Below are 26,354 nucleotides of genomic sequence, written 5' to 3'. Positions count from 1 at the left end.
CCACCGGCCGCCCTCGGCGCGTCTTTGTAGGGTGGCGTGCGATGCGTAGGACGAGACTCACCCTGCTTGCGACCGCGATCGCGATCGCGGCAACGCTCGTCGCCGGCATCAGCGGGGCCGCGCCCGCCGCCGCCGCCGAGCACTGGCCGACGGAGGCAGAGGTCCAGGCGGCGAAGAAGAGCGCAGCCGCCTCGCAGGCTGAGTACAACAAGCTGCAGGGACTCGTGCGGAAGCAGCAGTCCGCGGCGATCGCCGCAGCCGCCACCGCGCTCGAGAAGCAGAACCTCTACGCGAAGGCCGAGCAGGCGTACCAGCAGGCGAGCAAGAAGGCCGACAGCCTGCAGGCGCAGGCGGATGCCGCGAAGCAGGCCTCGCAGTCGGCAGATCGCCGCTTCGGCTCGATCGCCTCTCAGCTGTACCTCGCCGGGGGCAACAGCGGGCTCACCACCCAGCTGCTGCTGAACGACGGCGAGGCATCCCAGCTTCTCGACCGGCTCAGCGCGATGAGCAGGCTGACGGGCCTGGCATCCGGCCTCCGCGACAAGGCGTCCCAGCAGGCGAACGTCGCCGGAGCGCTCTCCGCGCAGGCGGCGTCGGCCCAGAACGCGCGAAAGAAGGCGCAGGACGAGGCGCAGGCAGCCCTTGCGTCCGCGCAGGCGGCGCAGAAGTCGGCGGATGCCGCGCTCGCGATCTCGCAGAAGCAGAGCAAGACGGCCTACGCGCAGATGGCGAGTCTCAAGTCGCAGAGCGCATCGCTCGAGGCGAAGTACCAGCAGCACCAGGCATACCTCGCGGCGCTCGCGGCCCAGCGCGCGGCCGAGGCCGCCCGCGGCGGCAACTCGTCATACCTCTGGCAGGTGTCGCAGAGCATCACGCCCGACCCCGCCGCCGCGCAGGCGTATGCCCGTTCGCAGCTCGGCGCCCACGGCTGGGGCTCCGACCAGTGGGGCTGCCTGTACGACCTGTGGACCCACGAGTCGGGCTGGCGCGTCAACGCCTACAACCCCTCGAGCGCGGCCTACGGCATCCCCCAGGCGTGGCCCGGCCAGAAGATGGCGACGTACGGGTCCGACTGGATGACGAGCTACGTGACCCAGATCAACTGGGGGCTCGCATACATCAAGAGCTCGTACGGCAGCCCGTGTGCGGCCTGGTCGTTCGAGATGTCGCACACCCCGAACTGGTATTGAGGCGAAACCGCATCAATTCTGCGGTGCGTTAATCGCCGAATTCAGGCATGATGCCTATGCCACTCTCAAGGACGAGCGTGGCAGCGAGAGTGTTCTCGCTCACAGCAATCGAAGGAGAGCGCGACGTGAAGCGCAGCTCATTGGTTTCGCTCGCTGTTCTGGCATCCGCGACAGCACTGGTGCTGGCCGGCTGTTCAGGCAACGGCGACAACAGCAAGGCAGGGTCCGCCGGGAAGGCGGCTTCCAAGACGGCCTGCGTCATCCTCCCCGACGCGGCGTCGTCGCCCCGCTGGGAGAACATGGACCGGCCCGACCTCAAGAAGGCCCTCGAAGACGCCGGCTTCAAGACCGACATCCAGAACGCCCAGGGCGATACGAGCAAGTACGCCACCATCGCCGACCAGGAGCTCTCGCAGGGCTGCGGCGTGATGCTGCTCGTCGACTACAACGGCGCGGGCGTCTCGGTCGCGAAGAAGGCGAAGGCGCAGGGCATCCCCACCATCGCCTACGACCGCCCGATCGCCGGCGCCGACTACTACGTGTCGTTCGACAACGAGAAGGTCGGCGAGCTCGAGGGCCAGGCCATCGTCGACGGGCTGAAGGCCGCCGGCAAGGACCCGGCGACCGCGACCGTCGTCTACATGGGCGGCGACCCGACCGACGGCAACGCCAAGATGTTCCACGACGGCGCCGACAAGGTGATGTCGGCCGCCGGCATCAAGCCCGCGAAGGAGCCGCCGGGGGTCTGGGACGGCGCGAAGTCCGCGACCAACTTCGAGCAGGCTCTGACCTCGCTCGGCGGCAAGGTCGACGCGGTCTGGGTGGCCAACGACACCAACGCGGCCGGCGTGATCTCGGTCCTCGACAAGAACCACCTCAAGGTTCCGGTCTCCGGTCAGGATGCCTCGACCGCAGGTCTGCAGAACGTCCTGCTCGGCAAGCAGACGGGCACCGTGTGGAAGCACGTCCCCGACGAGGCGAAGGCCGCGAGCGACCTCGCGATCGAACTGCTGAAGGGCAAGAAGCCGACCGTCGACAAGAAACTCGACGACGGCACGCCCTACATCGCCGTCACTCCGGTGCTCGTCGGCCCGAAGGACGTCGAGAAGGTCGTCCAGGCCGGTGACGCCTCGGCGTCGGACCTCTGCACCGGCGCGGTCGCCGCAGCCTGCGCCGCCAACGGCGTCAAGTAGTCGCAACCCACACCGAGACGAGGGGTCGGGGTGCCGTTTCAGTCGGCCTCCGGCCCCTCCTTTCGCCACGAGTTAGGAATCCCCACATGGACACTCCCATCATCGAGCTGACGGGGGTCATCAAGAGCTTCGGCCCCGTGAACGTGCTGCGCGGCGTCGAGCTGCGCGCCTACCCCGGCAAGGTCACCGCCCTCGTCGGCGACAACGGCGCCGGCAAGTCGACGCTCATCAAGGGTCTCGCCGGCGTGCAGCCCTACGACGAGGGCGAGGTGCGGTTCGAGGGCAGGCCCGTGTCCCTCACCCACCCGCGCGACGCATCCGCGCTCGGCATCGAGGTCGTCTACCAGGACCTCGCGCTCTGCGACAACCTCGACATCGTTCAGAACATGTTCCTCGGCCGCGAGGAGCTGGTCGCCGGCACCTTCGACGAGGGGAGGATGGAGCGGCAGAGCTCCGAGGTGCTGCGCTCGTTGAACGTGCGCACGGTCAAGTCGGTGCGCCAGAAGGTCGCATCGCTCTCCGGCGGCCAGCGGCAGACGGTCGCCATCGCCCGCGCCGTGCTGAAGAAGGCGAAGGTGGTGATCCTCGACGAGCCGACCGCCGCCCTCGGCGTGGCGCAGACGGAGCAGGTGCTCAACCTCGTGCAGCGCCTCGCAAGCCAGGGCGTCGCGGTCGTCATCATCAGCCACAACCTCGCCGACGTCTTCAAGGTGGCCGACTACATCAGCGTGCTGTACCTCGGCACCATGGTCGCCGAGGTCCCGACCGCCGAGACCACCTACGACGACGTCGTCGGCTACATCACCGGCAGCAAGACCTACAACCCGACCGGAGCACGCGCATGAGCGCCCCCAGCGGCAACGACACGACCACGAACACCACGACCCTTCTGCCCGAGTCGGTCAGCGATCTGATCGGCAGCGGGCAGGAAGGCGGCGTCAGTCAGCAGTTCAGCGCCTGGTTGTCGCGCGTGCGTCAGGGCGAGATGGGGGCACTGCCCGCCGTCGCGGGGTTCATCGTGCTCAGCATCCTGTTCTCGTTCCTGAGCCCGTACTTCCTCACCGAGCGCAACTTCGCGAACTTCCTCACCCAGGCCGCCGAACTCGTCATGCTGGGCATGGCGCTCGTCTTCGTCATCCTCCTCGGCGAGATCGACCTATCGGCCGGCGTCACGGGCGGCCTGGCGATGTGCATCTGGGTCGTGCTCACCGACGTGACGAAGCTCAACTGGTTCCTCGCCCTGCTCATCGCCTTCGCGGTCGGCCTCGCCGTGGGCTCGTTCATCGGCTTCTTCGTGGCGAGAATCGGCATCCCCTCGTTCGTCGTCACGCTGGGCCTGTTCCTCGGCTTCCAGGGGCTCGAGCTCATCGTCATCGGCGCGGGCGGCAACTTCCAGGTGCAGACCCCCGCGATCGTCGCGCTCATGAACAACAATCTGCCCGTGTGGGGCGGCTGGCTCATGCTCGCGGTGTTCGTCGCGCTCTCGCTCGCGACCTCGTTCTGGGACCGCAGCCGCCGCACGGCGGCGAACGTCCCGAACGGCCCCGTCGCGATGGTGCTGATCAAGGCGGGCGCCCTGCTCGTTCTCGGCGGACTGGCTGTGTTCCTGCTCAGCCAGGACCGCTCGGCGTCGATCATCGCGATCCGCGGCGTTCCGATCGTGGTTCCCATCGTGCTCGCGGTGCTCTGGATCGGCACTTTCGTGCTCGACCGCACCAAGTTCGGCCGTTACATCTACGCGGTCGGCGGCAACGCGGAAGCCGCCCGCCGCTCCGGCGTGAACGTCGTCCTCATCCGGTTCCTGGTGTTCGTGATCTGCTCGTTCCTCGCGGTCGGCTCCGGTCTCTTCACCGCGGCGCGCGTCGGGTCTGTGGATGCCACCGCCGGCAAGGACATCGTCCTCTCCGGCGTCGCAGCCGCGGTCGTCGGCGGCGTCAGCCTCTTCGGCGGCCGCGGGCGCCTGGTGCACGCCGCGGTCGGCGCCCTCGTGATCGCGGTGATCACCAACGGCCTCGGCCTGCTGAACCTGCCGTCGGGCCTCAACAACGTCATCGCCGGCGCCGTCCTGGTACTCGCGGCGACCATCGACGCGCTCTCCCGCCTGCGCTCGGGCGGCAGCCTGTTCAGGCGATAGCGGGTCAGCGTTCGGCCGGCGCCGCCTCGGCGGCGCCGGCCAGAGCCTGCTCGACGGCCTGTTGCACGCGCGCGTCCTCGCGCTGCCTCGCCTGCTCACGGCGGCGGCGATGCAGCAGGCCGGCCCCGACCGCGAGCGCGGCGATCACGAGGATGATGACGAGCAGCGTCCACGGCACGGCCGGCGCCGACGCGGTGGCGGTCACCGCGGCGAGCGGGTTCGTCGAGCCGGACGCGTCGACGAACGCCGGCGTGACCTTCGCGGTCGCGGCGAACCAGAACGCGGCGGCGACACCGCGCAGCGGCACCGTGACCTCCCGGCTCTCCCCCGGCAGCAGGGCAGGCGGCGGCGCGATCTTCCCGGCCGCGACGGGGAAGAGCCCGAACGGGCCGGTTGCAGAGACGCTCTGCGTCGCCGACAGCGTCGTGTTCCCCGTGTTCCGGATCGTGTAGCTGAGAGTCGCGTCGCCGCCGGCGAAGGGGTTCAGCCCGCCGCCGAAGCGCGCCCGCGCGTCCGTGATGGCGAGGGCCGGTTCGAGCGCGCCGCTGACGCGCAGCGCGATGCGGATGCCGAGGCGGCGGTCGACGTTGATGCCGGATGCCTGCCCGGGTTGGGTCAGCGTCGTGACGATGCCGCCGACGTAGTCCCCCGGCGCGCTGCCCTTCGGCACGGCGATGTGAAAGGGGACCTGCTTCGCCTCACCGGGGGCGACTCTGACGGTGCTCGCTTAGGCCTTCACCCAGGCGCCCACCCCGCGCTGCTTCTGGCCTGGCAACCGCAGATCGAGCTGGCCGGCCTCGGTCGTGAAGCCGTCGGCTGCGTAGACACCGAGGTCAAGTGGCTCATCGCCCCGATTCGTCACGACGATCGCGTCGGAGAGCCGGCCGCCGGCGGCCGCTGTGTAGCGGAAGCTCGTGCGCTCGGCGCCGTAGGAGTTCGAGGCGGTTCTCACGGACCAGGTCACATCGTCTGCGCCGGCGGCGTGAGCGGCGGGCGCCGCCGACAGCGCGAGGGCCGGCAGCAGCGCGGCGACGGCGAGCACGAGGAATGCTCGCGCACGGCGGGTGGGGCGGCGGGCGGCGGTGGTATGCATGGCTGTCCTCAGGGGTGAGAAGAACGGTGGTGACCCGGCGCGGGTGGGCGTGCGTGTCCCACCCGTGCCGGGTCGTCTCTGGCACGGGGCGGATTACTCGCTCAGTGCGGTGATGGTGAGGGTGCCGCGGTAGCTGCCCTTGCTCACCTCGGTCGGGATCTTCAGGTCCAGGCCGGCGCCGAGCTTCGCCGTGCCGCGCTCGTGCCCCTGGCCGGCGGTGCCGAGCGTGCGGGACACCGAGAGGCCGTCCCCGCCGTCGAAGCCCGACACCACGGTCGCGCCTGCCGCCGCACCAGCTCCGGGGGTGGTTACCTTCGGCGCCCAGCCGAGGTACTTCCCCGAGAAGGTGTTGGTGCCGTCGCGGAAATCGCCGACCGCGGCCGAGATCGACCACGGCGCGCGCGAGCTGCGGGTGTCCGTCACGGCGATCGGGTTGATCTGGCCCTGTGCCTCGAAGTAGTCCCCCGGCTTCTCGACGGCGGTGCCGAGGTCGACCAGGCCGTTGTGCCCGTCGATCGTCCACCCGAACTCACCGGGGGCGGCCTGCGGCACGGTGACCTGGATGTCCTGGCCGTTGCCGTGGTTCGGGCGGATGGTCACCTTGTCCACGATCGAGCCGACCGGCTGCGCGGCGGATGCCCCGCTGTCCGGACCGCACCACGAGACGTTGTGACGCTCGACGGCCGCGTTCGGCGCGGCGCAGGTCCCGCTGCGCACGTTCTGCACGACGAGCTGGTCAGACTGCACGGACACCTTCACGTACGTGCGGACGTGCTCCTGGTTCTGCACCGAGTTGTACCAGTAGTCCTGCGGCTTCAGCGGGTCCGCGCCGTTGCCGGCGCCGCTCGTCCCGCTGTTGTCGGGGGCGGTGATGTCGTAGTACTTCGAGCCGGAGGCCGAGTTCGCGGTGACGTAGATGACGCCGCCGGGGCCCACGTTGACCTCTTCCTGGCCAGGCTGCTCGTCCGGGTTCGCCTTCTGACCGTTCTTGATCTCATAGCTGCGCGAATAACTGTGGTCGTGGCCCTGGAGCACCAGATCGACGCCGAGCTTCGAGAACGTCGTCGGGAAGTCGACGCGGCGCACCTTGTTGTCACCGTCCTTCGCGTGATCGGCCGGCGAGTAGATCGCGTGGTGGTAGACGAGCACGGTGTACTTCGCCTCGGCGCCGTGCTGGCTCACCACATCGGTGACATAGGAGATGTGCGCGGCATCTCCGCCCCCGCCCTGCGAGGTGGCGTAGCTGTTGCTGTTGAGGTCGATGAACAGCACGTCCTTGTAGATGTACCAGTAGTCGCCGCCCGAGCTTGCGCCCGCCGGGTTGCCGTTGCTGTAGTACGGGGCCGTGCGATCGGTGTTCGGCGTGTAGAAGTGCTGCTCGTACGCCTTGCCGCCGACGTCGTGGTTCCCGATGGTCGCGGCCCACGGGTACTCGCGCAGCTTGTCGGAGATGAGGAAGTTGTTCCAGTGCGCCTCGGTGTTCGCGCTCTCGACCTGGTCGCCGCCCGAGACGAGGAGCTCGGCGTTCGGGTTCGCGGCCAGCGACACGTCCAGGGTGTCGGCCCAGCCGGCGCCGTCGGCGACGGCGTCGCCCGAGGAGCCGATCTGCGGGTCGCCGTAGAACAGGAAGTCGAACGGGCCGTCGAAGGACTGCGTCTTGAACGAGTAGGTCGCCGACCAGTCGCCGTCGGAGCCCACGCGGTACGAGTACTGCGTGTTCTCCTGCAGGCCGTCCAGCGTCGCGTGCCGGTTGTAGCCGGTCGTCGTCGTGTTCGCCGCGCCGAGCGCGGCGAAGCTCACCGCATCAGCGGGGAACGCGCCGTCCACCAGTGCGGCGGTAGGCGCGAGCTGCACCTCCTGCGCGGTGTCGACGGCGGTGTACCAGCTCAGGATGCGCTGGGACTCCGTGGCGCCGACGCCCAGGACGATGCCGGTCTGGTTCGCCGACGGGGTGTCGGCTGCCAGGGCGGGGGTGGCGGCGATGCCGCCGAGCACGCACGACGCGCCGAGCGCGACGGCGGAGAGGACGACGGTCGCGCGACGGCGACCGCGGCGCAGCATGTGCGTTGCTGCGGATTCGGGCATGGAGTGATCCGTTCTCTTCGAGGTGGGAACTGCGTTGTACTGCGAGGGGAATGAGCTCATGGGCCGCCTCACACGCCGAGCACCCGCTGGACGAACCAGACGAGCCCCGCGATCGAGACGGCGGTGGCGGTGACGACCGTCACCCAGATGAAGAGCCGCGGCGAGCGGTGCCGCAGCAGGGCGAGCAACGGGAAGACGACCGCGATGATCGAGAGCTGCACGGCCTCGATGCCGACGTTGAAGACGAGCAGCGACCACAGCAGCGTCCATGACCACGGCTCGTCGATGCCGAGCGCGCTGGCGAAGCCGAGCCCGTGCACGAGCCCGAAGACGAACACGACGCCGAGGCGCAGCCAGCCGGGCCGGTCGAGCCCCAGCCGCCCGCGCGCGATGTCGAGCCATGCGGCATCCGCCCGCCCGCGCCACTGCCGCCACAGGTACCAGGCCGCGACCGCGGTGATCGAGAGCGCGATCACGGGCTCGACGAGGGCGGCCGGGGCGCTCACCACATGTGTCGCGGCCAGGATGAAGGTCACCGAGTGCGCGAGCGTGAAGGTCGTCGCTGCGTAGATCACCTCGCGCAGACGGCGGGAGCCCGCGATCAGCGCGAGCAGGAACAGGATGTGGTCGATGCCGCTCAGCAGATGCTCCGCGCCGAGCCGGAAGAACTCCCAGAACCTCTCGCCCGTGCTCTGCGCCGTCGAGAACGACGGGTGCTGAGCGTCGAGCGCCGCACTGCCGGAGTGCGTGTCCAGCGTGTAGCTCAACACGGTCTTCGTGTCACGCACATAGCCCTCCGAATCCGGGAAGAGCGTGCTCTCGATCACGTGCGCCGAGCTCGGCGTCGGGCAGCTGTAGTCGAACGCGATCCTCGCGTACGGGGCACCGTCACGCTGCGTCATCGTCACGGGCCCGTCGATCCGCGGCCTGCACGCAGTGTTTGCGGACGTCACGGTGAAGTGCTCGGCCACATAGCCGAGCACCGTGTCAGCATGCGCGTCGAGTGCTGCCGCCTCGGCCCTCTCATCGCCCTCGTCGAACGCCGGCTGCCCCGCTTCGAAGAGCGCATCGTCGCCGTGCGCGTCGGCCGCGGAGACGATCAGCAGGTCGTAGTCGAGCTCGAGCCTCGCGCCCACATGCCCGACACGATCCGCCGTCACCGTCGCGTAGACGACCGAGGTGAAGCCGTGGGCGGCGGCCGGCGCCGAGGTCAGGAAGCCGAGCACGGCGACCGCGGTGGCGGCGAGCAGGGTCAGGGCGACCCGGCGGGCGGGGGCGGGCATGGAACTCCTTCGGGTTGGCTATGACGATTCAGTGCGGGGATTAATGGGTTCCTGTCCCGGGGCGAACGGAAGATGAACGCGACCCGGAATCGCGTCGAGCCGACCGCCGCATCGGAGAGGGTGGTGATGTGCCCCTGCTCCGTTCCCTCGCTGTGATCGCCGCCGGACTCCTTTCGGCGGCCCTCTTGGCGGGCTGCGCGCAGTCCGACTGGGACACTCCGCACGCTGCGCCCAGCGCGCTCGGCGAGCCGGCAGCCGGATTCGCCCCCGAGACCTCGCCGAGCCCGGAGGCGACGGTGCACCCGGAGCCAGGGTCGTGGGACGAGGTCCGCCCCTCCCCCGGAATGCGCGTCGTCCTGCTGACCGCGGGGCACGACTCGCCGACGAAGACGCTCGTCACCGCGATCAGGTCCTGGGCCGACGCCGAGCACGTCGAGCTGCGCACCGTCGCGGCCGACGACGACCTCATCGACGGCATCGTGCAGGCGATGAAGCTGCGCCCCGATCTGATCGTGACGGCGGGCGACGATCTGATCGACCCGCTCGCGACCGTGACGGCGAGCCACCTCGACCAAAAGTTCCTCGTCGTCGGCGCCGAGATCGCCGAGCCCACCGGCAACGTCACCGCCGTCGACTGGACAGGGGCGTCGTTCCGCGGCGAGGGCCTCGGCATGTCCTCGAGCTACGACGCGGCCAGCTTCACGCCGGAGCGCTGCGGCCGCGGCATCCGTGCCGGCGTCGCCGCCGTCCTCACCGGGATGACCGGTGTCGTCCTCTGGATCGGCTGACGCACGCGGCCCTACACTCGGGAACCATGGCGAGCACTGACGCAAGCCCCGATGCCGCCGAGCACGGCTTCTATCGGCTGAACTGGCTGCAGCGGGTCGGCTTCGGTGCGGGCGATCTCGCGCAGAACCTCATCTACAACACGGTCGCGACCTATCTGCTGTTCTTCTACACGCAGGTCTTCGGCCTCGGCGCCGGCGTGGCCGCGACCATGTTCCTGGTCGTGCGCCTCGTCGATGTCGTGTGGGACCCGCTCGTCGGCACCTTCGTCGACAAGCACACGACGCCCTGAAGGCGGTACCGCGGCTACCTCGTCCTGGCGGGCATCCCGCTGTCGGTGTTCGCCGTCCTCGTGTTCTGGAACGGCTTCTCGGGCTCGCTGCTCTACGCCTACATCACGTACGTCGGCCTCTCGATGCTCTACACGCTGCTGAACGTGCCGTACGGTGCGCTGAACGCATCGCTCACGCGCGACAACGAGGAGATCTCGGTCCTCACGACGACGCGCATGTTCATGGCGAACATCGGCGGACTCGCCGTGGCGTTCGGTGTGCCGGTGATCGTGCAGGCGATCTCGCCGACGGGCGACTGGGGGACGCCCGCCGCGGCCGGCGCCTGGCAGACGACGATGCTCATCTTCGCCGCGGTCGGCCTCGTCGTGCTGGTGTTCTGCTTCAGCCAGACACGTGAGCGCGTGGTGATGGATGCCGCGCATCAGGACGACGTGAAGATCTCCGACCTGCTCGTCGAGTTCCGCCGCAACGGGCCCCTGCGCACCCTGGCCTTCTTCTTCATCACGGCGTTCGCCATGATGGCGGTCGGCAACTCGGGCGCGGCGTACTACATGACAGAGGTCGTGCATCGCGAGGACCTCGCCGGCTGGTTCAACGCCCTCGGCGTGCTGCCCGCCTTCGTCTTCCTCCCGATCGTGCCCGCCATCCGCCGCGCCATCGGCAAGCGCGCCCTGTTCGTCGCATTCCTCGTCGTGGGCATCGTCGGTCTCGCGATGCTCTACTTCATTCCCGACCCCGAGCACCATGTCGCCTGGGTGCTCGTCGCCCAGGTGGTCCGATCCATCGGCATCATCGTCGCGACCGGCTATATGTGGGCGCTCGTGCCCGAGGTGATCACCTTCGGCGAGTGGAAGACCGGGCGGCGCATCTCGGGCATCGTCAACGCCCTGACCGGCATCTTCTTCAAGGCGGGCTTCGCGCTCGGCGGCGTCATTCCCGGGATCGTGCTCGCCCTCACGGGCTACGTCTCGGACACCGAGCGCCAGAGCGCCGGTGCGCAGCAGGGCATTCTGTGGCTGGTGTCGGTCATCCCCGCCGCCCTGCTCGTCGTCGCGATCATCGTCATCAGCCGCTATCGCCTGAGCGATGCGCAACTGGTGCAGATGAACCGCGAGATCGAGGAGCGCTCGCGCGCCGGTGAGACGGATGCCGACGACCGATCGGCTTCGCTGCCGAATTCCTCCCTCGCCGATCGAGCCCTGACCGGCTCGCACGACCTCACGCAGCTGCGGTCCGAAGACGACGAAACCCCCGGTCACTGAGCGGGGGTTCGCGCCCTTCGGTGGATCTGAGGGGACTCGAACCCCTGACCCCCTGAAGAATTTTCTGCCGTCCCACATGTGACGGCATGGAGCCAAGTGTTCGAGGCTTCTCGGCAAGACTCCTAATAATTCGGGCCATTCACAGAACCGGAGCTTAACCACTTTATTAAGCATCGTGCCACTTCGACGCCTTTCGAGCCAGCTCAATACGGCTGAAGTGTCGACTAAGTGTCGACTGCGACGCGCTTCGGCCGGTGCCGCTTGACGGCGCATCATTGGACAGCATCGTCGGACCTGTGCAGGTCCGGGAACCGGAATGCGTGGTGTGCGGCCGGCTTACGTGTGGGCCTGGTCTGTGGATGTGGCAGGCGGTGGGCGCCCACGGCCTGGACCGGAGGGTCCTCTACCTCAGCGCAGCGTGCTGCGCAGCGCGACAAGTCGAGGAAATGTGTGTCGCTGTCTGATTGGGGGCGCGCGGGAGGTGGGGTGATTCACCTCGGGAGTGAGAAGAAGTGGGAATGGACTTGGGCCAAGACGCGGGGCGGCAGTGTCCTGGCACGCACACTTGAGCAATGACTCCGATTCAGCAGACCCGTATGAGGACGCGACGAGATTCCCGAGCGAGGGGTGGCGGGTTGCCTCCGGGCGTGGAGCTCGCCGGGCAGTGGGCGTGGCGGTTCCTGGTGGTGGCTGCGGCGATCACGGTGTGTGTCTATGTCGTCGCCGCGTTGAGCGAGATCGTGATTCCGGTCCTGGTCGCGTTGCTCGTGTGCGCGCTGGTGGCTCCGCCGATGCAGTTCTTGCAGCGGCTGCGGTGGCCGAAGTGGCTGGCGTTGGCGGTATCCCTGATCGGCGTTCTTGTCATCATCGGCGGCCTCGCTCTGCTGGTCACGGTACAGATCCGGTCCGGGCTGCCCGAACTCGAGGCTCGATCGGTGACCCGCTACAACGACTTCCGAGTGTTCTTGCGTACCGGGCCGTTCCATCTGAGCGATACCGCGTTGGACGCAGACCTCGCGAATGCGGAGACGACGGCGCGGAAATACGGCAGCGTGATCTTCAGCGGTGCGCTGTCTGCCGGTGCGACCGCTGGGCGGATCGGCGCCGGCGCGCTCATCGCGCTGTTCTCGACGATCTTCATGCTCATCGACGGCAGCGGAGTGTGGGGGTGGATCGTCCGGTTGTTCCCCCGGCGCGCACGAGCCGCGCTGGACGGCGCGGGGCATGCAGGGTGGCACACGCTCAGTGCGTTCGTTCGCGTGCAGATCCTCGTCGCCGCAGCCGACGCCGTCGGGGTGGGTCTGGTGGCCTTCGTCCTCGGGCTGCCAATGGCGGTGCCGCTCGCGGTCCTTGTATTCCTCGCCTCGTTCGTGCCGGTGATCGGCGCCATCATCACCGGGGCGCTCGCCGTGCTCGTCGCACTCGCGTTCGTCGGCCCCTGGCAGGCTCTCATCATGCTTGCCGGTGTCCTCGCCGTCCACCTCCTGGAAGCGCACGTCCTCCAACCCCTGGTGATGGGGTCTGCCGTGCGGGTTCACCCGCTGGCCGTGGTGCTCTCAGTCGCCGGCGGCTCCATCGTCGCCGGTATTCCCGGGGCGCTCTTCGCCGTCCCAGCCGTTGCGGTGATCCACGTGATGATCAGCTACATCGCCTCCGGCACATGGCGCGGCGCACCTCGTGCGCGACACACGCGCATCCCGGACGGACTGACCCCCTGAGCACACGCGTCAGGGCGTCGGCGGTGCGAACGAACGCGCTGCTGGCGCGGAACGGGCAGCTATGGCCGGTGCCGGAGCGGTGAAGGACAAAGAAGCGCCCCCGCGCGAACGCGGGGACGCTGTGAAAGCTGCGAGCTACTTTCCCGGGCTCTTCGGGTGGCTTGCCGCACGGTGGACGCTGTCTGCCGCCCGGCTGACCGCACCGGCTACCGCCGCAGTCGCGCCGTTGATGGCACCCTCGACAGAGTCCACGACCTTGTCAGTGACGTTCTTCGTCCCCTCAGCACCACGCTTGATGCCTTCTCCAGCGGTCATGATGACCTTCTCTCAGTGGACCTGTGACGCTACACGCCGAACCTGTCGATTCGCCTGTGCTGAGGACACCGGCGGTTGTCCTCGCCGCTCAACGACGTCCATCGAACCCGCCGCCCTCGTCCTCCCACGCGTCGACCCCGGTCGGGCCGTCCGCGGTCTGGCCGATGACCGCGTCGAAGCGCACGGCAGCGACGGCCTGCGCCACATATCGCTCGCGTTCTCGTTCGGCCGCCGCGAGCTTCTCAGCCTCCGCGACCATGAGCGCGTCCGCCGCACTGGCCGCCTCCGTGATCTCCGCCAGGACCATCCCCAGTACTCGAGCAAGTCCGCTCTCGAGTTCATCAAGACTGGTATCTCGGATCTCCAACAGCCGGTCACGAACCGCCAACTTCGTCGCGTTGTATCCGGCAGCATCGAGGCGAGCGCGAGCGGCAGCCCCGGAGATCATCGCGAGCTCGGTTCTTGTTGGCGGCCGAGTGAACTCGGCGGCTACCGCATAGCTGCCGGGGCCTGAGTCGGTAGCGAGCGTTGCCGGCAGAAGACCGGCGACGATATGGGTCAGGCCGAGCGGCGTCGCTATCGGCCGTGCCGCAGATTCGACGGACTCCGCGAACTGAATGGCGCCCGCACGGGCGCGGACTTCCTCCCACCGCTTCGCTTCATACTGCTCAGCACCATCGAGATTCCGAGCCAGAGTTTCCAGGCGCGCAGCATCTGACGCGCTGATCTCGGCCAAGAGACGGCCCAGGACGGAACCAAGCCCGGCTTGCAGCTCTTCAAGGCTCGTGTTCGCGATCTCCAACCGCCGATCGCTGACCCTGGTGGTGACCTGGGGGTAGCCGGCTCGGTCCAGCCACGCCCGAGCCTCCGGGCCGTTCAGCGCGAGGATCTCCCCTCCAGAGGGGCGCCGCGTGAAAACCGCGTTGATCATGTAACGCTCCGGGCCGCCATCCGTGTGGACGGTCGCGGGCAGGAGGCTGGTGAGAATATGGCTGAGTCCCAAGGCAGTACCCGATTCCGTCGACTCAGACGTCGAGGATCGTGTTGTTTGCGTCATGACCGGACGGTACGCGCCCAAGATGCGAGCGCTCACATCTACGTGTGCAGCGACGCGCTGGAACCATCATGCGATCACGCGGTGCATGCCGCGGGAGGAGCGGGTGAACGCGTCGCACCATGCCATATGTTATTTAGCTTTGGTGGACGCGATTCGGCGAACACAAAGGCCATGGGCTCGTCGGACGCCAGGCGTCGCGGCTCTGTGAGGTCACAGTAGTACATCGCAGCCTGTGCAGAATGCCGAGAGCCCGCGCGACGTCACCGAAGCGCAGCGTGCTCGGAGCGCTACCCGATGAACGCGAGTTCGCAGTACGGGCACCAATTCGGTGGGGCGCCCGATAGCTCGTAGTCGCAGATGGGGCAATGGGGATGCACGTCTCGGTCCACCATGTGACCGTAGGTCATCGGCTTTGCGTCGTCTCGGGGGTTGACAGCCACCGGCCGCCCACGCGGGAAGCATGCGCTCCCAGATATGCCGGCGCTCGTTCCTCGACGAGAGAAGCCCAACCCTTATGTCTCGTTAGCGCATGCGGCACCGCGCGTAGTGTGAGGCCCATGACGAACTCAGTGCCTGTTATCCGTCCGGCCGACGACGGGCACCTCGGACTGTCGCGCGTCCTCGCAACCACGCTCCCCGACGCGCTTGGGACGCCCGAAGCTCCGGACCGGTACTCCGTCACCGCGATGCTCACCCGCAGACCCAGCCATTTCGAGATCGCCGCGATCCACAGCCGCGAAACCAGCGACCGCCTTGACCGCGCCGGCTACCCGACCGTTGAGCTCTCTGTGTCCGATCGACGACTGCAGATCGCCAACACGAGCCTTGAGGAACTCCGCGACGGGCTCTCGACCGTGCTCGCAGACCTGATCCGGGATATCAGCCTCGATGGACGCGAAAACGCCGCCGCTCTCGCGGAGATTCAAGAAGATCGGTCTCAGGAGGAGCTCGACCGCGTGTCAGCCGTCCTCGAGATCGCTGAGTCGGTCCACTTTCTTCCGTCGCGACCAGCCCGTTAGGACAAAACGCGTCGAACGCCTGTGGGGCGTCATCGCCGAGCAGCCAGCCCGTGAAGGGAAGCAGTACCTCTGCGCGGCGACGGGCCTCTCCAAGCACATGGTCGTACCCGTACTGGGCGAGGAGCGGGTTGTCGACGTCTGCCTCGCCGATCTCGAGGCGCAGGCAGGACGCTGGAGCGGAGCATGGTGGGCGACGACGGGTCGATGGACGCCACGTCGGAACTCGTGCTCCGAGATCCGGCCCTCACACTGCGGCCCGAATCGGTACGGCCGGTCCCAGTCGCCTGGCTAGTCTCTGCGACTCTCTTCGATGCGCTTGCCGCAACTTCTGTGCAGAATGGCCCAGAGCGGATGGGCTGACGTCGTCTACTTGGAGCGTATGCTCCGATCACAGGGTCGCGGTGGCTCTCGATGGAGGCCAGTCCGATGGGTGACAAGTCCGCTCGTAAGAGCACTACCAAGACCCCGGCGACGAAGACGCTGAAAGAAAAGCGGCTCGACAAGGCCGACAAGAAGGCGCGTGCCCTTCGCAACGAGAACGCCGACATGGTCGCGAGAAAGCGCTAGATCGGTGGTCCGTTCCCGTCGACCGCATCGCATCTGCCGCGGTCGCCGGGAATGGAACCGTTTGAATGGTTCTAGGTTCCCAGCACATAGAAAAGTCTGTTCTACGGGCGCTTGTCGTGTCCGTCGGCCGCTCTCTCGATGTGTCCTGGCCAAGCTCTACGCCTCTTTCATGTGAGCGCACTCATCCGATCTCCGTAGAGTCGGCAGTCCGCGTGGATGGCGCGCCGGAAGTTCGGCTGATGCTGACTCATAGAGGCGGTCTGTTTATGCGTTGACGCCCACGATGACGGGGGCGGTTCATGGTGGAATCCCGTCCGCCCGTTGGCCGGGCGGGATTCCTTCAAGTGAGGAGAACCGATGGATGCTCCGAAGCCAGGACGGCCGCCCCGCCGACAACGCCAACACCAGCGCCTGCCTGTACGGGAGCCGGCTTAGCGCACGCTCATGGATGAGAGCTCGCTCGGATCGGGCGGCTGTGCACTGCCACGCGAGTGGATGCAGGACGCGACGCTGTGGGACTGCCCGTGGACGTGCTGTCGCTGTCTAGGGTCTCGATCCCAAGGACGGCCGCGAAGCTGTGGGTCCCTCGTCGCCGCGGGGCTGATCCCAGAGGTGCTCCGACGTTACTCGCCAGAGACATCGACGGTCCGACCCAGATAGAGGGCGTGACTAAGTCGACGGACGCTGCGGTCTGTGGACGTGCTACGCACGTTCCTGTTCCTGCTGGGCGAGCCACGCCTTCTCGGCAGCTGTTTCCGCGTCGCGAACGGTGATGGCGACGATATCTCGTCGAACAGAGACATGTTGACGCACTCAAGAGCCGTCAGAGCGAACTCACCGCGGTTCGTGTCGCGAATCTCAAGCGCGCGGTCACGGCATCAGCACCTGTTTCTCCGTGCTTAGACGCCGCGCGCCCGCGGTAACGGTGCGGGTGGGCATGAGAACGAGCTCAAAGCTTGTCGATGCCCTCCCACTCGTCCATATCGAGTGCTGCTTCGGCGGCCCAGGCCTCCTGCGCGGAGGCCGCATCCATTTGCCCAGTCTCGTGTCGGTCGACGGTGACCATGAGTCCGCGGCTCACAATCGCGTCGATACTCTCGCCGCCGGCGAGCGGCAGACGGATGACTCCTGCGCCGCGGCGCAGGGCGGAGACGATCCGCCTCTCAAGCTTGCGGATGCTCGTGCCGTGCTTGAGCGTGAAGGCCTTAGGCCCGAGTGTCACCGTGAGCGTGTGCATACCGTCCCCTGTCGCGTCACGCCAGCGGTACCCGGGGCATCCGGCCACGTATCAGCGGCGCCCGAGGGTTGACAACGACAGAAAGGTGCTCTGCCGTACAACAGCACAGTCGCACACCGGATCCGCACCCGGGCGGGTCATGGGGCGGTGGCTCCGCCAGCGGCCTGAAGGTACTGGCCTGCTTCGTCCTCGCCCATCAGTAGCATCCCCCGAACGCCGGTCGAGGATCGTTCCAACGCCTCCAACCAGACCCGATTCAGCTCTGGCGGTTTGATGCCGGAGAACCGAAATTGGAGCGGGATGGCCGGTGAGAGCCAGATGCTGACTCGTCCGGAGCCGGAAGACGCCGGCACGCTCCAATTCAGCAGGAAGCATTCATTCCGCCGTAGTTTCGACGTGATGGCGATCTTCGCGTGCGCGAGAACGCGGTCCTCGATCTCGTAGCTTTCGGAGCCCGCATAGACGACGTCGTGATCAGCCAGAACTTTGCCCAGTAGCAGACGCGTCGCCGGTCCGGCAGTGCCGTAGAGTCACACGATGACAACCCGTTTCCGCAGCACCTCCTTCGTGACCGTCTCGGGGGGTTCTCTTGCCGGCTTCGGCAACGCGATCAACCGCTTCGGCCCGCGTGAACATGCCGGCCTCACCTTCGGATACACCTCGGTGATCCGGCAGACCACTGGCGCCGAGCGTGGCAAGAACAAGGTCCTCATCGATGCTCTCAGCGAGAGCGGCGACCAGGATCAAGCTCACACGGCAGCCCTGGAGACCGTCGTTCGTGCGTTAAAGCATGTCGGTGCCGACCTCGACCAGGCGGTCGTGGAAACCGTAAGCATCTCGTAGCAGCGGCGGCTAACGAAGCCGGGCGAGACAGATGTCAATGGCTGTTTCGTAGTCGACCGGCTCTGAACGAACGTCTCTCTCGCCGGGCCCCGTCACGATATAGCGCCCATTGGGCTGCGGATGAACGACCGCTAGGCGGTCATCTTGGCTGATGAGATAGAGGCCGCTCTCGGTGCGGGTGACCGTCACAGTTCGGCCGCCGATGACGAATTCGCGGGAATGCCCGAACGGGACTGCAGTCTGCGAACGGATAGCGGTAGTGGCGTTCATCGGGAGTCTCCGTTCGTCGAGCATCCCGCCCGCGATGTGGACGAACGGGATGCTCCCATGAACCGTCCGCGGTCATTGGCTGGACGACAGCGCTCCTACGGCCGCCGCTGCGGGAGAGCGGCCTCCATCTCGACGTGCGCGCGGAGCGACAGCCCTGACGTTACGCAGGCCTCCTGTGCGTCCTCACAAGAAGCAGGGATATGGCCGAGCGATCGGACGTGATCGCCCTAGCTGATGAGCTGCAGAGCTCCCGGCCTGATGGTGATGTTCGCGGCGGTGATCGCACCGAAGCTGTCGCCGTCCAACTCCACCTCTTGTGGCGTGTTGAACGTGACGTCGATCCGGCGCGCTCGGGCGTAGCGCAATGCGAAAGGTTGCCGGACCAGCTGACGGAGGAATTTGCCTGTGGTCGTGCGGTGGAGGAAACGAGAGAGGGCAAGGCGGACGCCGATCTGAAGCCATGCGCCTTTCCTCCGTGGCCGAAGGATGACGGTATCTAGGATCCCATCGTCCGGGCGTGCGTCCGGGATGAGCAAGATGCCTCCGGTGAGGGTGCCACAGTTGCCGACGATGACGGTGTGCGCGCGGGTGGAGTGATGACGACCGCCATCCAGCCGGTAATGAAGCGCGAAATCCGCGTTCGCGAGCACGGACCGGCCGATCGGCTCGGCATAGGCAACCCAGCCCAGGCGTTTCTTGAGTCGAGGATTGGTTCCGGCGGCCATCCGCGCATCCAGGCCGATACCGGCCATCACGAGGAACGCGTGGGACGCAACCGTGCCGTCGGCATGCTGCAAGGTGGCATGCCCGACATCGATTCCGTGCGCGGCGCCGTCGAAGGCGGACTTCACCGCCGCCGGCAGATCACTCACCGGCAGCCCGAGCGCACGCGCCAACAGATTGCCGCTTCCTGCGGCAGCGACCGCGAGCGGGATCGCGCTGCCCGCCAACTGCTCTGCAACCGTTCGGACCGTGCCGTCGCCTCCGGCGACGAGCACGAAAACCGGATGAGTTGCCGCGGCGTCGATCGCGGCCTGCTCGCCATCGTCGCCCGGGGCGGTCTCGAACCAGAAAGCAGGTTCATATCCGGCAGCGGCTTCGGCCCCCTCAAGGAGAAGGCGCAGGCGCACGACATCTACTTTCGCCGGGTTGTACACCACAGCCACCCGGAGCACCCTTGCTGGCAATGGAGTAGGCGCGCGCATCATCTGCGAAGGTTACGTCACGATCACCGCGCGACCGTGCAGGAGCATCCGGGAACCACAGCCATCACTGTGCAGCGCGACGCCTCCAAAGCCGGTCAGGCTTCCGTGCTCATCTGCGTGCCGTAGACTGCAAGCACAGCAGCAGTACGACGCTCCGTCGCCGCAGCGTCCATCCGCAGGCGAGATGTGCCGCAATCTGTGTCGACATCAGACAACATCTGCGCATCAACTGCCACTGATCTTCCCGCGATAACGGACCGACGCAGGTCCAGTCGCGTCTACGAAACGACTTCTCCTATCTCTTCCCCGATCTCCGCACCTCCTTCTATCCTGTTCTCCACGGCCACCATGCTGGAATGGCGCCAAGCCGCGGACGACGTCCACGTCGCCACCCTCAGCCGCGAATTCGCCGGCTACGCGACGAGCGTCCCCGGCGGCTTCGAACTGCACGATGCACACGCCCTTCCCCTCGGACTGTTCTCCACGCTGACCGAGGCGCAAAACGCGCTCCGCCCACAGACGGCCGCCTCACAGCACCTCCCACCCCGTTCGCGACGTCACCACCATCGCGACCTCTCCGACCGCACTCGCGGCCCGAAAACACGAAAGAAAGACAACGACATGGTCACCGGCACCGTCAAATGGTTCAACTCCGACAAGGGCTACGGCTTCATCGCCCCCGACGACGGCACTGCCGACGTCTTCGCTCACTTCTCCGCCATCAGTAGCAGCGGCTTCCGCAACCTCGAAGAAGGCCAAGAAGTCGAATTCGACACCGAACCCGGCCAGAAAGGCCCACAAGCGGCGAACATCCGCCCGCTCTAGAGCTCTCCCAAGCCGTCCGACACCAGCGTCTCCGTCCATTCCTCACGCCCGCGCGGCCCCTCGTACCGTTCGCGCCGAGGTCGAACAGCCGGCTGAATTCCGTGAGCCGGCTGCGCGTCATCTCCTGCTCGGCGAAGCAGACCTGCCAGTCGAGCCAGTCCTGCCGCTTCAAGCCCGCAACCGCCGACAGCTCACACGCATACGAGTGGCGGCACAGCCAGCAGATGCGAGCCTTGGCTCCTGCGAGACGCACGCGATCGACTCGGTTCTGTTGCCGTGCGCCGAGGCCGCTCGCGGCGCCGTCCTTGACGAACCCAACCGAGTTGGACTGCGTGCACCGGGCGGCAGCACGCGGCATATGTTGCGCTTGAGGGTGCTGATGAGAGGGGAATCCTCGTCGCGGCGAGGAGAGACGAGACCGCTCCTCTGTGCGCGAATTTTGAGGACCATTGACGATAGCGACCCGAGGGACGAAGGCCCCGGTGGATCGGATATCGCGGCCCGCTGACCCGGCTGCTCGCTTGCGATCGCGGGCCGCAGCGTTGCTGCCGTAGCTTCCGCCGTTGGGGTGTGAAGGACCAACTGTGCGCGAAGGGCGTCAAGTGATGGGTTGGGCGCCGATGACCGAGAGGAGTTGGAGTTTCTCGTAGCTCTCGCTGCCGGGTTCGGCCGTGTACACGAGGAGGCGGTGGGATTGTTCGGTGTCGAGCAGGGTCTGGCAGTTCAGTTCCAGCATTCCGACCTCTGGATGCACGAAGCGTTTGACGTCGGCCGGACGGATGCCGACCTCATGGGCTTCCCAGATTCGGCGGAACTCTGGGCTTCGCGTGCGTAGCAGGCTGGCGAGTTGCTGCGCACGGGACCCCGGGCCACGCATGGTGGCGATCTCTCGCAGCCCCGCGGCGTACACCCGTGACAGGAACGGACGGTCGTCCTCGGGATATGGCGATCTGGCACCATGGTCAATGAACCAGCGGTAGACGAGACTGCGCTCGGGGCCGTCGAACCTGGTGCCGTCACCGGTGAGGGCGATGCCCATCGGCGTCTGGCGCAAGGTCTCGCCGAGCTCGTTGACGATCTCGGCTGGGGTGTCCTGGAGGCGATCCAGGATGCGTAGCAGGCCGGGGCTGATGTGGTCGCTGTTCGCACCCCGCGATGGCGGGTTGTAACTGGCCAGCCGGAAGACGTGGTCGCGCTCGTCCAGAGTGAGGTGTAAGCCTTGGGCGATCGAGGCAAGCATCTGCTCGGAGGGTTGGGGCCCCGTTCCCCGCTCCAGGCGTGCGTAGTAATCGGTAGACATGTGGCACAGCCCGGCGGCTTCCTCGCGGCGGAGCCCTGAGGTCCGGCGGCGCGGGCCACGCGGCAATCCCACATCTTCCGGCTGCAGCGCCTCTCGTCGATGCCGGAGGAAGGTCGCGAGCCCCGCTCGGTCGATAACCATGACGTCCTCCCGCAGTCCATGCCATTCTTGCCGTGGTCTCTTTTCTACCTCGGGGCCGGCACAGCAACCACGGTCTGACGATCCACCCTTCCAAGGTGAGGCAGTGATCGCGAATCAGTGGATAGGCCAGCCCTGAATACGAGGCGTCCCGGCGCGCAATGTGGTCAGTACACGCAGACTCGTGGCCAGATGCCACCTCACGAAGGACACCGCATGACCGACACGGATATCCCCATCCCGAACCTGACCGGCAAGCTCGCGGTCGTCACCGGCACCAGCGACGGCATCGGACAGGTGATCGCCACCCACCTCGCCCGGGCAGGCGCGGAGGTCATCATGCCCGTGCGCTCGGCCGCGAAAGGCGACAGCGCCGCTGCACGCATCCGCACCGCCGCGCCCGGCGCGCTCGTGACGACACGCTCCCTCGACCTCTCCTCCCTGGACTCGGTCGCCGCCTTGACCGAGCAACTGCGCACGGAAGGACGCCCGATCAACATCCTCATCAACAACGCGGGCGTAATGACCCCGCCCAGCCGGCAGGAGACCAAAGACGGATTCGAGCTGCAGTTCGGCACGAACCATCTCGGCCACTTCGCCCTCACCCTCGGCCTGCTCCCACTGCTTAGAGCCTGCACAGCTCGGGTCACGCACCAGACGAGCATCGCCGCCCGGAGCGGAGAGATCAACTGGGCCGACCTCAACTGGGCCGCCGGCTACGACGGCAACAAGGCCTACAGCCAGTCCAAGATCGCCGTCGCGCTGTTTGCCCGCGAGCTCGACGCCCGCAGCACGGCCGCCGGCTGGGGCATCAGCAGCAACCTCTCCCACCCCGGCGTCTCACCCACGAACCTGCTCGCCGCACAGCCCGGCCTGGGACGCCAGAAGGACACCGGACTGCGCCGCGCCGTGCGCATCATGTCCCGCCTCGGCATCGCCGGCACCGTCGCCAGCGCCGCTCTGCCCGCGCTCATGGCCGCCACGGACCCCGCCGCCCGAGGCGACCAGTTCTACGGCCCCAAACGCACCCTCGCAGGCGCCCCCACACTCCAGAACAAGCTATGGACTCCCCTGCGCAACATGGCCGACGCACACAAGCTCTGGGAAGAATCCCTCCGACTCGTCGGCCACCGATTCAACGCCTAAGACCGCTCAACAAGCCCAGCGGAAGTCGCACCGCCCCGGAGTTACCATCTCGGCAACAAGCCTCCATACCGGCAAATCGGCTCGCCCGTTCTACTCACTCCGTGATTGCATCGCTGAGCCGCTCGCCGGTCTCCGGGTCGAAGACGTGCACGTGGACGGCTTGGGGCATGAAGTAGACCGTGTCGCCTGCGTTGGGGTGCACTCGGCCGTCGACGCGCACGACGATGTCGGTGAGCGTATTGACCTCTGCGACGTTGTCTGCGGCGTGGCCGTAGAGGTAGCCATCGGCGCCAAGCTCCTCGACGAGATCGACGACGACCGGCAAGCCGATGCTCTGCGTCGTCGACACGATGACATCTTCCGGACGCACACCTATCGTGACCTGCGTGGCGGAGCCCAGCGTGGCCCGGTCGACGGGCACGACGGCCGAGCCGAACTTGACGCCGCCCTCGGTGACGTCGGCGGCGAACAGGTTCATCGCGGGGCTGCCGATGAAGCCGGCGACGAAGACGTTCTTCGGGTCTGCGTAGAGCTCGCGCGGGGTGCCGACCTGCTGCAGCACGCCGTCCTTGAGGACCGCGATGCGGTCGCCCATGGTCAGGGCCTCGGTCTGGTCGTGGGTGACGTAGACCGTCGTGACGCCAAGGCGGCGGGTCAGCGACGCGATCTGGGTGCGGGTCTGGACACGGAGCTTGGCGTCGAGGTTCGACAGCGGCTCGTCCATGAGGAACACCTGGGGGCTGCGGACGATCGCGCGGCCCATGGCGACGCGCTGACGCTGGCCACCAGAGAGCGCCTTCGGCTTGCGGTCGAGGTAGGGCTCGAGGTCGAGCATCTTCGCTGCCTCGCGGACGCGCTGGTTGCGCTCCTCCTTCGCGACGCCCGCGATGCGGAGCGCGAAGCCCATGTTCTCGGCCACGGTCATGTGCGGGTAGAGCGCGTAGTTCTGGAACACCATGGCGATGTCACGGTCCTTCGGCGGGACGTCGGTGACGTTGCGCTCGCCGATGAAGATGTTTCCGCTGTTGACCTCTTCCAGGCCGGCCAGCATGCGCAACGACGTCGACTTGCCGCAACCGGACGGGCCGACGAGGACGAGGAACTCGCCGTCAGCCACATCGAGGTCGAGAGCGTCGACCGCCGGAGTGGTCGAGCCGGGGTAGACGCGGGTGGCGTCGTCGAAGGTCACTGTTGCCATGAGAAGTCTCTCGTTCGATGAAGCCCCGACGGAACGCAACGACGCGCCCTTGCGCGGAAAGCCACGCTTGCGACTGTCATCATCAGCCCCTCCAGGAAAGGCGGGAACTGGTGCAGTTCGGACCTCCGACGCCGGCATAGAACCGCGCGCCCGTGTCTAGAGTAACCCCGATCGGTCACTGGGCGAACGAATCGCGGATCTCCACAACAGCGCTGCCAGCCCAGGCTATGAGCTCGCCCATCCCGGACGCGCAGCCTCCGGTCCTGAGTCCAAACAACATGTTCAGCAATGAGGGTGGAAATCTACCGAGGACCGGGACACGCGGCAGGCGATCGGCGGTCCCGAACATGTGCGGCGCCAGCTCGGATCGTTGATCGCCTCGACGGGCGCGGGCGCGGGCGAACTGGTCATCAAAGCTGCGGCGGCGCTCCTCGCCGGTCGGGTAGGCCTGCTCGAGATCGCGCGGAAGATTGGCGGACGCTACCGGATGCGAAACAGCACCGCAGATGCGCCGGCCGGTGCCCTCCGCACCCACGGTGGCCGCGGCGCGAGCCTCAGAGTTCCTGGTCATGCTGCGCTTCGACCGTGGTGAGGATCGCTTCAGTGACAATCTGCCACTCATCGATGCCTCGCTGCGCATCATGGCGGATGCCTGACGCCGCAACTCTTCACTGCGCTATTCGCGGATTTCCAGCGCGTATCCCGAGCCGCCACGGCAATAAGCTCTGGGTCGCCGAGTACCTCCTGGCCGGAACGTGTCAGTTCGGTGGAGAGATTGCGGATCTCGCCCGTCGAGGACAGCGCCTCGCGGATTCCGAGCAAGCGGGCCAAAGGTGCCAGCGTGAGGCCGCTGAGGAGCAGCGTCGCCACGACCGCGGTGAACGCAATCAGAATGAGCGCCGACTTGTCGTGCGTGTTCACCGGCAGAGTCTGGACGACAGCGACCGTGACCACGCCACGCATGCCCGAGCAGCCGACCGCCGCACTCGAACGCACGTCGAGCCGCTCACGCGCGTGGAAGGCCCGGTCGGAGTCCGAGCGCCTCGCGAGCTCCCGCTTCCCGTCCGCGATGGAGGGACTTGGCTACGCATCATCACCCAGCCAACGCCGCACCCAGAGGCTCGCGTTCAGCCACAGGCTGCGAATGCCGCCGGCGATCCGGCGGCTGCGGCGGCCGATCGCGGCGACGCCGATCTGCCGGGAGTCGAGGGTCTCCGAAACGAGTGCGAGGATGGCCGTGGCCGCGATCGGGGGGGGCACTCCACACGATCATCGCCCGCAAAACCCGTGTTTCCGACATCCGGGATCGTCGACTCAGACGAGGACGATCACTCCCCCATGCGCCTCGCCTCTTGCAGCGCCAGACGGTGGCGCTTAGCCGATACCGATGAGATCCCGGACGTCGTCGTTCGGCAATACGTCAGCGACGGCTCCAACGTTCAGGTCCAGGAGCCGAACAGCGCCTCCGCGTGTGCTAAGGAACGCGGTGTCCGCCGCGTCCCGGCCGGTCGCGATGCGCACAAGGGACCGGCGCGGCGCGAGCGTGGTCGCGTCAACCACCCTCCAGCTGCCGTAGATCTTCGCTTCGGCGACCGCGTGGAAGTCCATCGGCTTGAGGCCAGGCGCGTACACGGAGACGACCCGAGCCGGCACGTTCAGCGCACGCAGCAGCGCCACGACGAGGTGCGCGTAATCGCGACACACCCCGGTGCGGGAAAGCAGCGTGCGCCGTGCGCCATCGGTTGGCGAGCTTGACCCTGGCACGTAGGACAGTTGCACACCGACCCAAGAGGAGACGGCCGAGAGCAGCTGCGCTCCGGCCAGGCCCCCAAACTCCGCCACTGCCGTCGGGGTTAGCGCGTCGGACTCGCAGTACCGACTGGGCCGCAGATACCGGAACTCATCCGCCTCATCGCCCTCGACGTCGTCTGCACCGTCGCCGATCGCCGCGGAATACGCCACTTCTGCCCGGCCGGACGAGATCTCGGCGACGTGCAGCCGCGTTCCGTGTAGATCCTGAATCACTCGCCACGACACGCCGCGGCCGTCCTGCGTAACCGTGAAGGTTTCATGCTCCGGGCGATAGTTCATCGCTACCGCGACCGCGAGGGCGAGCTGCGCCGGGCCGTCGGCCTCAAGCTTCAATACTGCGGAGACCTCGCGACGCACCCCGAGCCCCTAGACCAGCTCAATCGCG

Annotated in this window: 27 protein-coding genes and 1 pseudogene; 13 read left to right on the top strand and 15 right to left on the bottom strand. The window is 67.2% G+C overall.

From position 1 onward, the window contains the following. The first annotated feature begins 41 nt into the window (after positions 1-41). From ABD716_RS12770 to ABD716_RS12755, 4 genes are all read left to right on the top strand, one after another. Complete coding sequence (locus ABD716_RS12770; protein ID WP_344777468.1) at positions 42-1,190, top strand: aggregation-promoting factor C-terminal-like domain-containing protein; 1,149 nt, start codon at positions 42-44, stop codon at positions 1,188-1,190. A 125-nt stretch (positions 1,191-1,315) separates the two neighbouring features. Next, a complete protein-coding gene (locus tag ABD716_RS12765) occupies positions 1,316-2,383 on the top strand; it encodes a sugar ABC transporter substrate-binding protein (protein WP_344777466.1) in 1,068 nt (355 codons plus the stop codon). Positions 2,384-2,469: 86 nt separating this feature from the next. After that, the gene (locus ABD716_RS12760) at positions 2,470-3,228 is read left to right on the top strand and encodes an ATP-binding cassette domain-containing protein (protein WP_344777464.1); all 759 of its coding nucleotides are present in this window, start codon (positions 2,470-2,472) and stop codon (positions 3,226-3,228) included. Continuing rightward, positions 3,225-4,517 carry a sugar ABC transporter permease gene (locus ABD716_RS12755; protein ID WP_344777462.1) on the top strand — a complete coding sequence of 431 codons (1,293 nt, stop codon included), beginning with the start codon at positions 3,225-3,227 and terminating at the stop codon, positions 4,515-4,517. Before ABD716_RS12760 ends, ABD716_RS12755 begins: the two co-directional genes overlap by 4 nt. Positions 4,518-4,521: 4 nt before the next feature. Here the strand turns inward: ABD716_RS12755 and ABD716_RS12750 are convergent, their stop codons facing one another. The 4 genes from ABD716_RS12750 to ABD716_RS12735 form a co-directional block, all read right to left on the bottom strand. Next, positions 4,522-5,187: a hypothetical protein gene (locus ABD716_RS12750; protein ID WP_344777460.1), complete on the bottom strand. Its 666-nt coding sequence runs from the start codon at positions 5,185-5,187 to the stop codon at positions 4,522-4,524. Between the two features lie 57 nt (positions 5,188-5,244). Further along, positions 5,245-5,610 carry a hypothetical protein gene (locus ABD716_RS12745; RefSeq protein WP_344777459.1) on the bottom strand — a complete coding sequence of 122 codons (366 nt, stop codon included), beginning with the start codon at positions 5,608-5,610 and terminating at the stop codon, positions 5,245-5,247. Positions 5,611-5,703: 93 nt separating this feature from the next. After that, positions 5,704-7,695, bottom strand: a complete 1,992-nt coding sequence (locus tag ABD716_RS12740; protein ID WP_344777458.1) for a purple acid phosphatase family protein — start codon at positions 7,693-7,695, stop codon at positions 5,704-5,706. Between the two features lie 68 nt (positions 7,696-7,763). Continuing rightward, positions 7,764-8,978 carry a HupE/UreJ family protein gene (locus tag ABD716_RS12735; protein ID WP_344777456.1) on the bottom strand — a complete coding sequence of 405 codons (1,215 nt, stop codon included), beginning with the start codon at positions 8,976-8,978 and terminating at the stop codon, positions 7,764-7,766. Between the two features lie 128 nt (positions 8,979-9,106). Here ABD716_RS12735 and ABD716_RS12730 point away from each other — a divergent pair, with 128 nt between their 5' ends. From ABD716_RS12730 to ABD716_RS12720, 3 genes and pseudogenes are all read left to right on the top strand, one after another. Further along, positions 9,107-9,766: a type 1 periplasmic-binding domain-containing protein gene (locus tag ABD716_RS12730; protein ID WP_344777454.1), complete on the top strand. Its 660-nt coding sequence runs from the start codon at positions 9,107-9,109 to the stop codon at positions 9,764-9,766. 26 nt (positions 9,767-9,792) lie between these two features. Beyond that, positions 9,793-11,319, top strand: a pseudogene (locus ABD716_RS12725) (MFS transporter). Positions 11,320-11,966: 647 nt separating this feature from the next. Further along, a complete protein-coding gene (locus ABD716_RS12720; protein WP_344777452.1) occupies positions 11,967-13,037 on the top strand; it encodes an AI-2E family transporter in 1,071 nt (356 codons plus the stop codon). Positions 13,038-13,440: 403 nt separating this feature from the next. On the opposite strand, the gene ABD716_RS12715 is transcribed toward ABD716_RS12720, so the two are convergent. After that, positions 13,441-14,409 carry a hypothetical protein gene (locus tag ABD716_RS12715; protein WP_344777450.1) on the bottom strand — a complete coding sequence of 323 codons (969 nt, stop codon included), beginning with the start codon at positions 14,407-14,409 and terminating at the stop codon, positions 13,441-13,443. A gap of 557 nt (positions 14,410-14,966) precedes the next feature. On the opposite strand from ABD716_RS12715, the gene ABD716_RS12710 reads away from it, so the two are divergent. After that, positions 14,967-15,428 (top strand): hypothetical protein, encoded by a 462-nt coding sequence (locus ABD716_RS12710; RefSeq protein WP_344777448.1) that lies wholly within the window; start codon positions 14,967-14,969, stop codon positions 15,426-15,428. Positions 15,429-15,854: 426 nt separating this feature from the next. Then, positions 15,855-15,995 carry a hypothetical protein gene (locus ABD716_RS12705; protein ID WP_344777446.1) on the top strand — a complete coding sequence of 47 codons (141 nt, stop codon included), beginning with the start codon at positions 15,855-15,857 and terminating at the stop codon, positions 15,993-15,995. Positions 15,996-16,944: 949 nt separating this feature from the next. Here ABD716_RS12705 and ABD716_RS12700 read toward each other — a convergent pair. Then, entirely contained in the window at positions 16,945-17,232 is a 288-nt protein-coding gene (locus ABD716_RS12700) for a hypothetical protein (RefSeq protein ID WP_344777444.1), read from the bottom strand. A gap of 137 nt (positions 17,233-17,369) precedes the next feature. Next, positions 17,370-17,714 (bottom strand): DUF7882 family protein, encoded by a 345-nt coding sequence (locus tag ABD716_RS16405; protein WP_486326952.1) that lies wholly within the window; start codon positions 17,712-17,714, stop codon positions 17,370-17,372. A gap of 55 nt (positions 17,715-17,769) precedes the next feature. Between ABD716_RS16405 and ABD716_RS12695 the strand changes: the two genes are divergently transcribed. Continuing rightward, positions 17,770-18,075, top strand: coding sequence for a hypothetical protein (locus ABD716_RS12695; protein WP_344777442.1), 306 nt, complete (start codon positions 17,770-17,772; stop codon positions 18,073-18,075). A gap of 9 nt (positions 18,076-18,084) precedes the next feature. Here ABD716_RS12695 and ABD716_RS12690 read toward each other — a convergent pair whose 3' ends face one another. Beyond that, positions 18,085-18,345: a ferredoxin reductase domain-containing protein gene (locus ABD716_RS12690; RefSeq protein ID WP_162940336.1), complete on the bottom strand. Its 261-nt coding sequence runs from the start codon at positions 18,343-18,345 to the stop codon at positions 18,085-18,087. A 227-nt stretch (positions 18,346-18,572) separates the two neighbouring features. Then, the gene (locus tag ABD716_RS12685; RefSeq protein WP_344777439.1) at positions 18,573-19,511 is read right to left on the bottom strand and encodes a diacylglycerol/lipid kinase family protein; all 939 of its coding nucleotides are present in this window, start codon (positions 19,509-19,511) and stop codon (positions 18,573-18,575) included. Positions 19,512-19,898: 387 nt separating this feature from the next. Between ABD716_RS12685 and ABD716_RS12680 the strand changes: the two genes are divergently transcribed. Next, entirely contained in the window at positions 19,899-20,375 is a 477-nt protein-coding gene (locus ABD716_RS12680; protein WP_344777437.1) for a cold-shock protein, read from the top strand. On the opposite strand, the gene ABD716_RS12675 is transcribed toward ABD716_RS12680, so the two are convergent. Together ABD716_RS12675 and ABD716_RS12670 are read right to left on the bottom strand one after the other, a co-directional pair. Continuing rightward, positions 20,272-20,832, bottom strand: a complete 561-nt coding sequence (locus ABD716_RS12675; protein WP_344778394.1) for a hypothetical protein — start codon at positions 20,830-20,832, stop codon at positions 20,272-20,274. The genes ABD716_RS12680 and ABD716_RS12675 overlap by 104 nt on opposite strands. A 141-nt stretch (positions 20,833-20,973) precedes the next feature. Then, on the bottom strand, positions 20,974-21,816 hold the full coding sequence (locus ABD716_RS12670) for a helix-turn-helix transcriptional regulator (RefSeq protein ID WP_344777435.1): 843 nt from the start codon (positions 21,814-21,816) through the stop codon (positions 20,974-20,976). 213 nt (positions 21,817-22,029) lie between these two features. Between ABD716_RS12670 and ABD716_RS12665 the strand changes: the two genes are divergently transcribed. After that, positions 22,030-22,959, top strand: a complete 930-nt coding sequence (locus tag ABD716_RS12665; protein ID WP_344777433.1) for an SDR family oxidoreductase — start codon at positions 22,030-22,032, stop codon at positions 22,957-22,959. A gap of 94 nt (positions 22,960-23,053) precedes the next feature. On the opposite strand, the gene ABD716_RS12660 is transcribed toward ABD716_RS12665, so the two are convergent. Continuing rightward, positions 23,054-24,157 carry an ABC transporter ATP-binding protein gene (locus tag ABD716_RS12660; RefSeq protein ID WP_344777431.1) on the bottom strand — a complete coding sequence of 368 codons (1,104 nt, stop codon included), beginning with the start codon at positions 24,155-24,157 and terminating at the stop codon, positions 23,054-23,056. 518 nt (positions 24,158-24,675) lie between these two features. Here ABD716_RS12660 and ABD716_RS12655 point away from each other — a divergent pair. After that, complete coding sequence (locus tag ABD716_RS12655; RefSeq protein ID WP_344777429.1) at positions 24,676-24,813, top strand: hypothetical protein; 138 nt, start codon at positions 24,676-24,678, stop codon at positions 24,811-24,813. On the opposite strand, the gene ABD716_RS12650 is transcribed toward ABD716_RS12655, so the two are convergent. The 3 genes from ABD716_RS12650 to ABD716_RS12640 form a co-directional block, all read right to left on the bottom strand. Next, complete coding sequence (locus tag ABD716_RS12650) at positions 24,797-25,078, bottom strand: hypothetical protein (RefSeq protein WP_344777427.1); 282 nt, start codon at positions 25,076-25,078, stop codon at positions 24,797-24,799. The two genes, ABD716_RS12655 and ABD716_RS12650, sit on opposite strands and share 17 nt — an antisense overlap. Positions 25,079-25,240: 162 nt before the next feature. Further along, positions 25,241-25,417, bottom strand: coding sequence for a hypothetical protein (locus tag ABD716_RS12645; RefSeq protein WP_344777425.1), 177 nt, complete (start codon positions 25,415-25,417; stop codon positions 25,241-25,243). A 114-nt stretch (positions 25,418-25,531) separates the two neighbouring features. Next, positions 25,532-26,326, bottom strand: a complete 795-nt coding sequence (locus ABD716_RS12640; RefSeq protein ID WP_344777423.1) for a transglutaminase-like domain-containing protein — start codon at positions 26,324-26,326, stop codon at positions 25,532-25,534. Between the last annotated feature and the right edge of the window lie 28 nt (positions 26,327-26,354).

Origin of the sequence: Gryllotalpicola kribbensis (assembly GCF_039538245.1) — a bacterium.
GTDB classification, from domain to species: domain Bacteria; phylum Actinomycetota; class Actinomycetes; order Actinomycetales; family Microbacteriaceae; genus Gryllotalpicola; species Gryllotalpicola kribbensis.
The sequence above is the reverse complement of the archived record's forward strand: the minus strand, read 5'-3'. Positions and strand labels throughout refer to the sequence as shown.

Bases quoted from the DNA above. Each gene is read 5' to 3' on its own strand.
- ABD716_RS12705 (WP_344777446.1), top strand. From the start codon at position 15,855: ATGGGTGACAAGTCCGCTCGTAAGAGCACTACCAAGACCCCGGCGACG.
- ABD716_RS12700 (WP_344777444.1), bottom strand. From the start codon at position 17,232: ATGCACACGCTCACGGTGACACTCGGGCCTAAGGCCTTCACGCTCAAG.
- ABD716_RS12680 (WP_344777437.1), top strand. From the start codon at position 19,899: ATGCTGGAATGGCGCCAAGCCGCGGACGACGTCCACGTCGCCACCCTC.
- ABD716_RS12665 (WP_344777433.1), top strand. From the start codon at position 22,030: ATGACCGACACGGATATCCCCATCCCGAACCTGACCGGCAAGCTCGCG.
- ABD716_RS12660 (WP_344777431.1), bottom strand. From the start codon at position 24,157: ATGGCAACAGTGACCTTCGACGACGCCACCCGCGTCTACCCCGGCTCG.
- ABD716_RS12745 (WP_344777459.1), bottom strand. From the start codon at position 5,610: ATGCATACCACCGCCGCCCGCCGCCCCACCCGCCGTGCGCGAGCATTC.
- ABD716_RS12760 (WP_344777464.1), top strand. From the start codon at position 2,470: ATGGACACTCCCATCATCGAGCTGACGGGGGTCATCAAGAGCTTCGGC.
- ABD716_RS12755 (WP_344777462.1), top strand. From the start codon at position 3,225: ATGAGCGCCCCCAGCGGCAACGACACGACCACGAACACCACGACCCTT.
- ABD716_RS12770 (WP_344777468.1), top strand. From the start codon at position 42: ATGCGTAGGACGAGACTCACCCTGCTTGCGACCGCGATCGCGATCGCG.
- ABD716_RS12735 (WP_344777456.1), bottom strand. From the start codon at position 8,978: ATGCCCGCCCCCGCCCGCCGGGTCGCCCTGACCCTGCTCGCCGCCACC.
- ABD716_RS12710 (WP_344777448.1), top strand. From the start codon at position 14,967: ATGACGAACTCAGTGCCTGTTATCCGTCCGGCCGACGACGGGCACCTC.
- ABD716_RS12715 (WP_344777450.1), bottom strand. From the start codon at position 14,409: ATGACGCAAACAACACGATCCTCGACGTCTGAGTCGACGGAATCGGGT.
- ABD716_RS12690 (WP_162940336.1), bottom strand. From the start codon at position 18,345: ATGAACGCCACTACCGCTATCCGTTCGCAGACTGCAGTCCCGTTCGGG.
- ABD716_RS12740 (WP_344777458.1), bottom strand. From the start codon at position 7,695: ATGCCCGAATCCGCAGCAACGCACATGCTGCGCCGCGGTCGCCGTCGC.
- ABD716_RS12695 (WP_344777442.1), top strand. From the start codon at position 17,770: ATGACAACCCGTTTCCGCAGCACCTCCTTCGTGACCGTCTCGGGGGGT.
- ABD716_RS12670 (WP_344777435.1), bottom strand. From the start codon at position 21,816: ATGGTTATCGACCGAGCGGGGCTCGCGACCTTCCTCCGGCATCGACGA.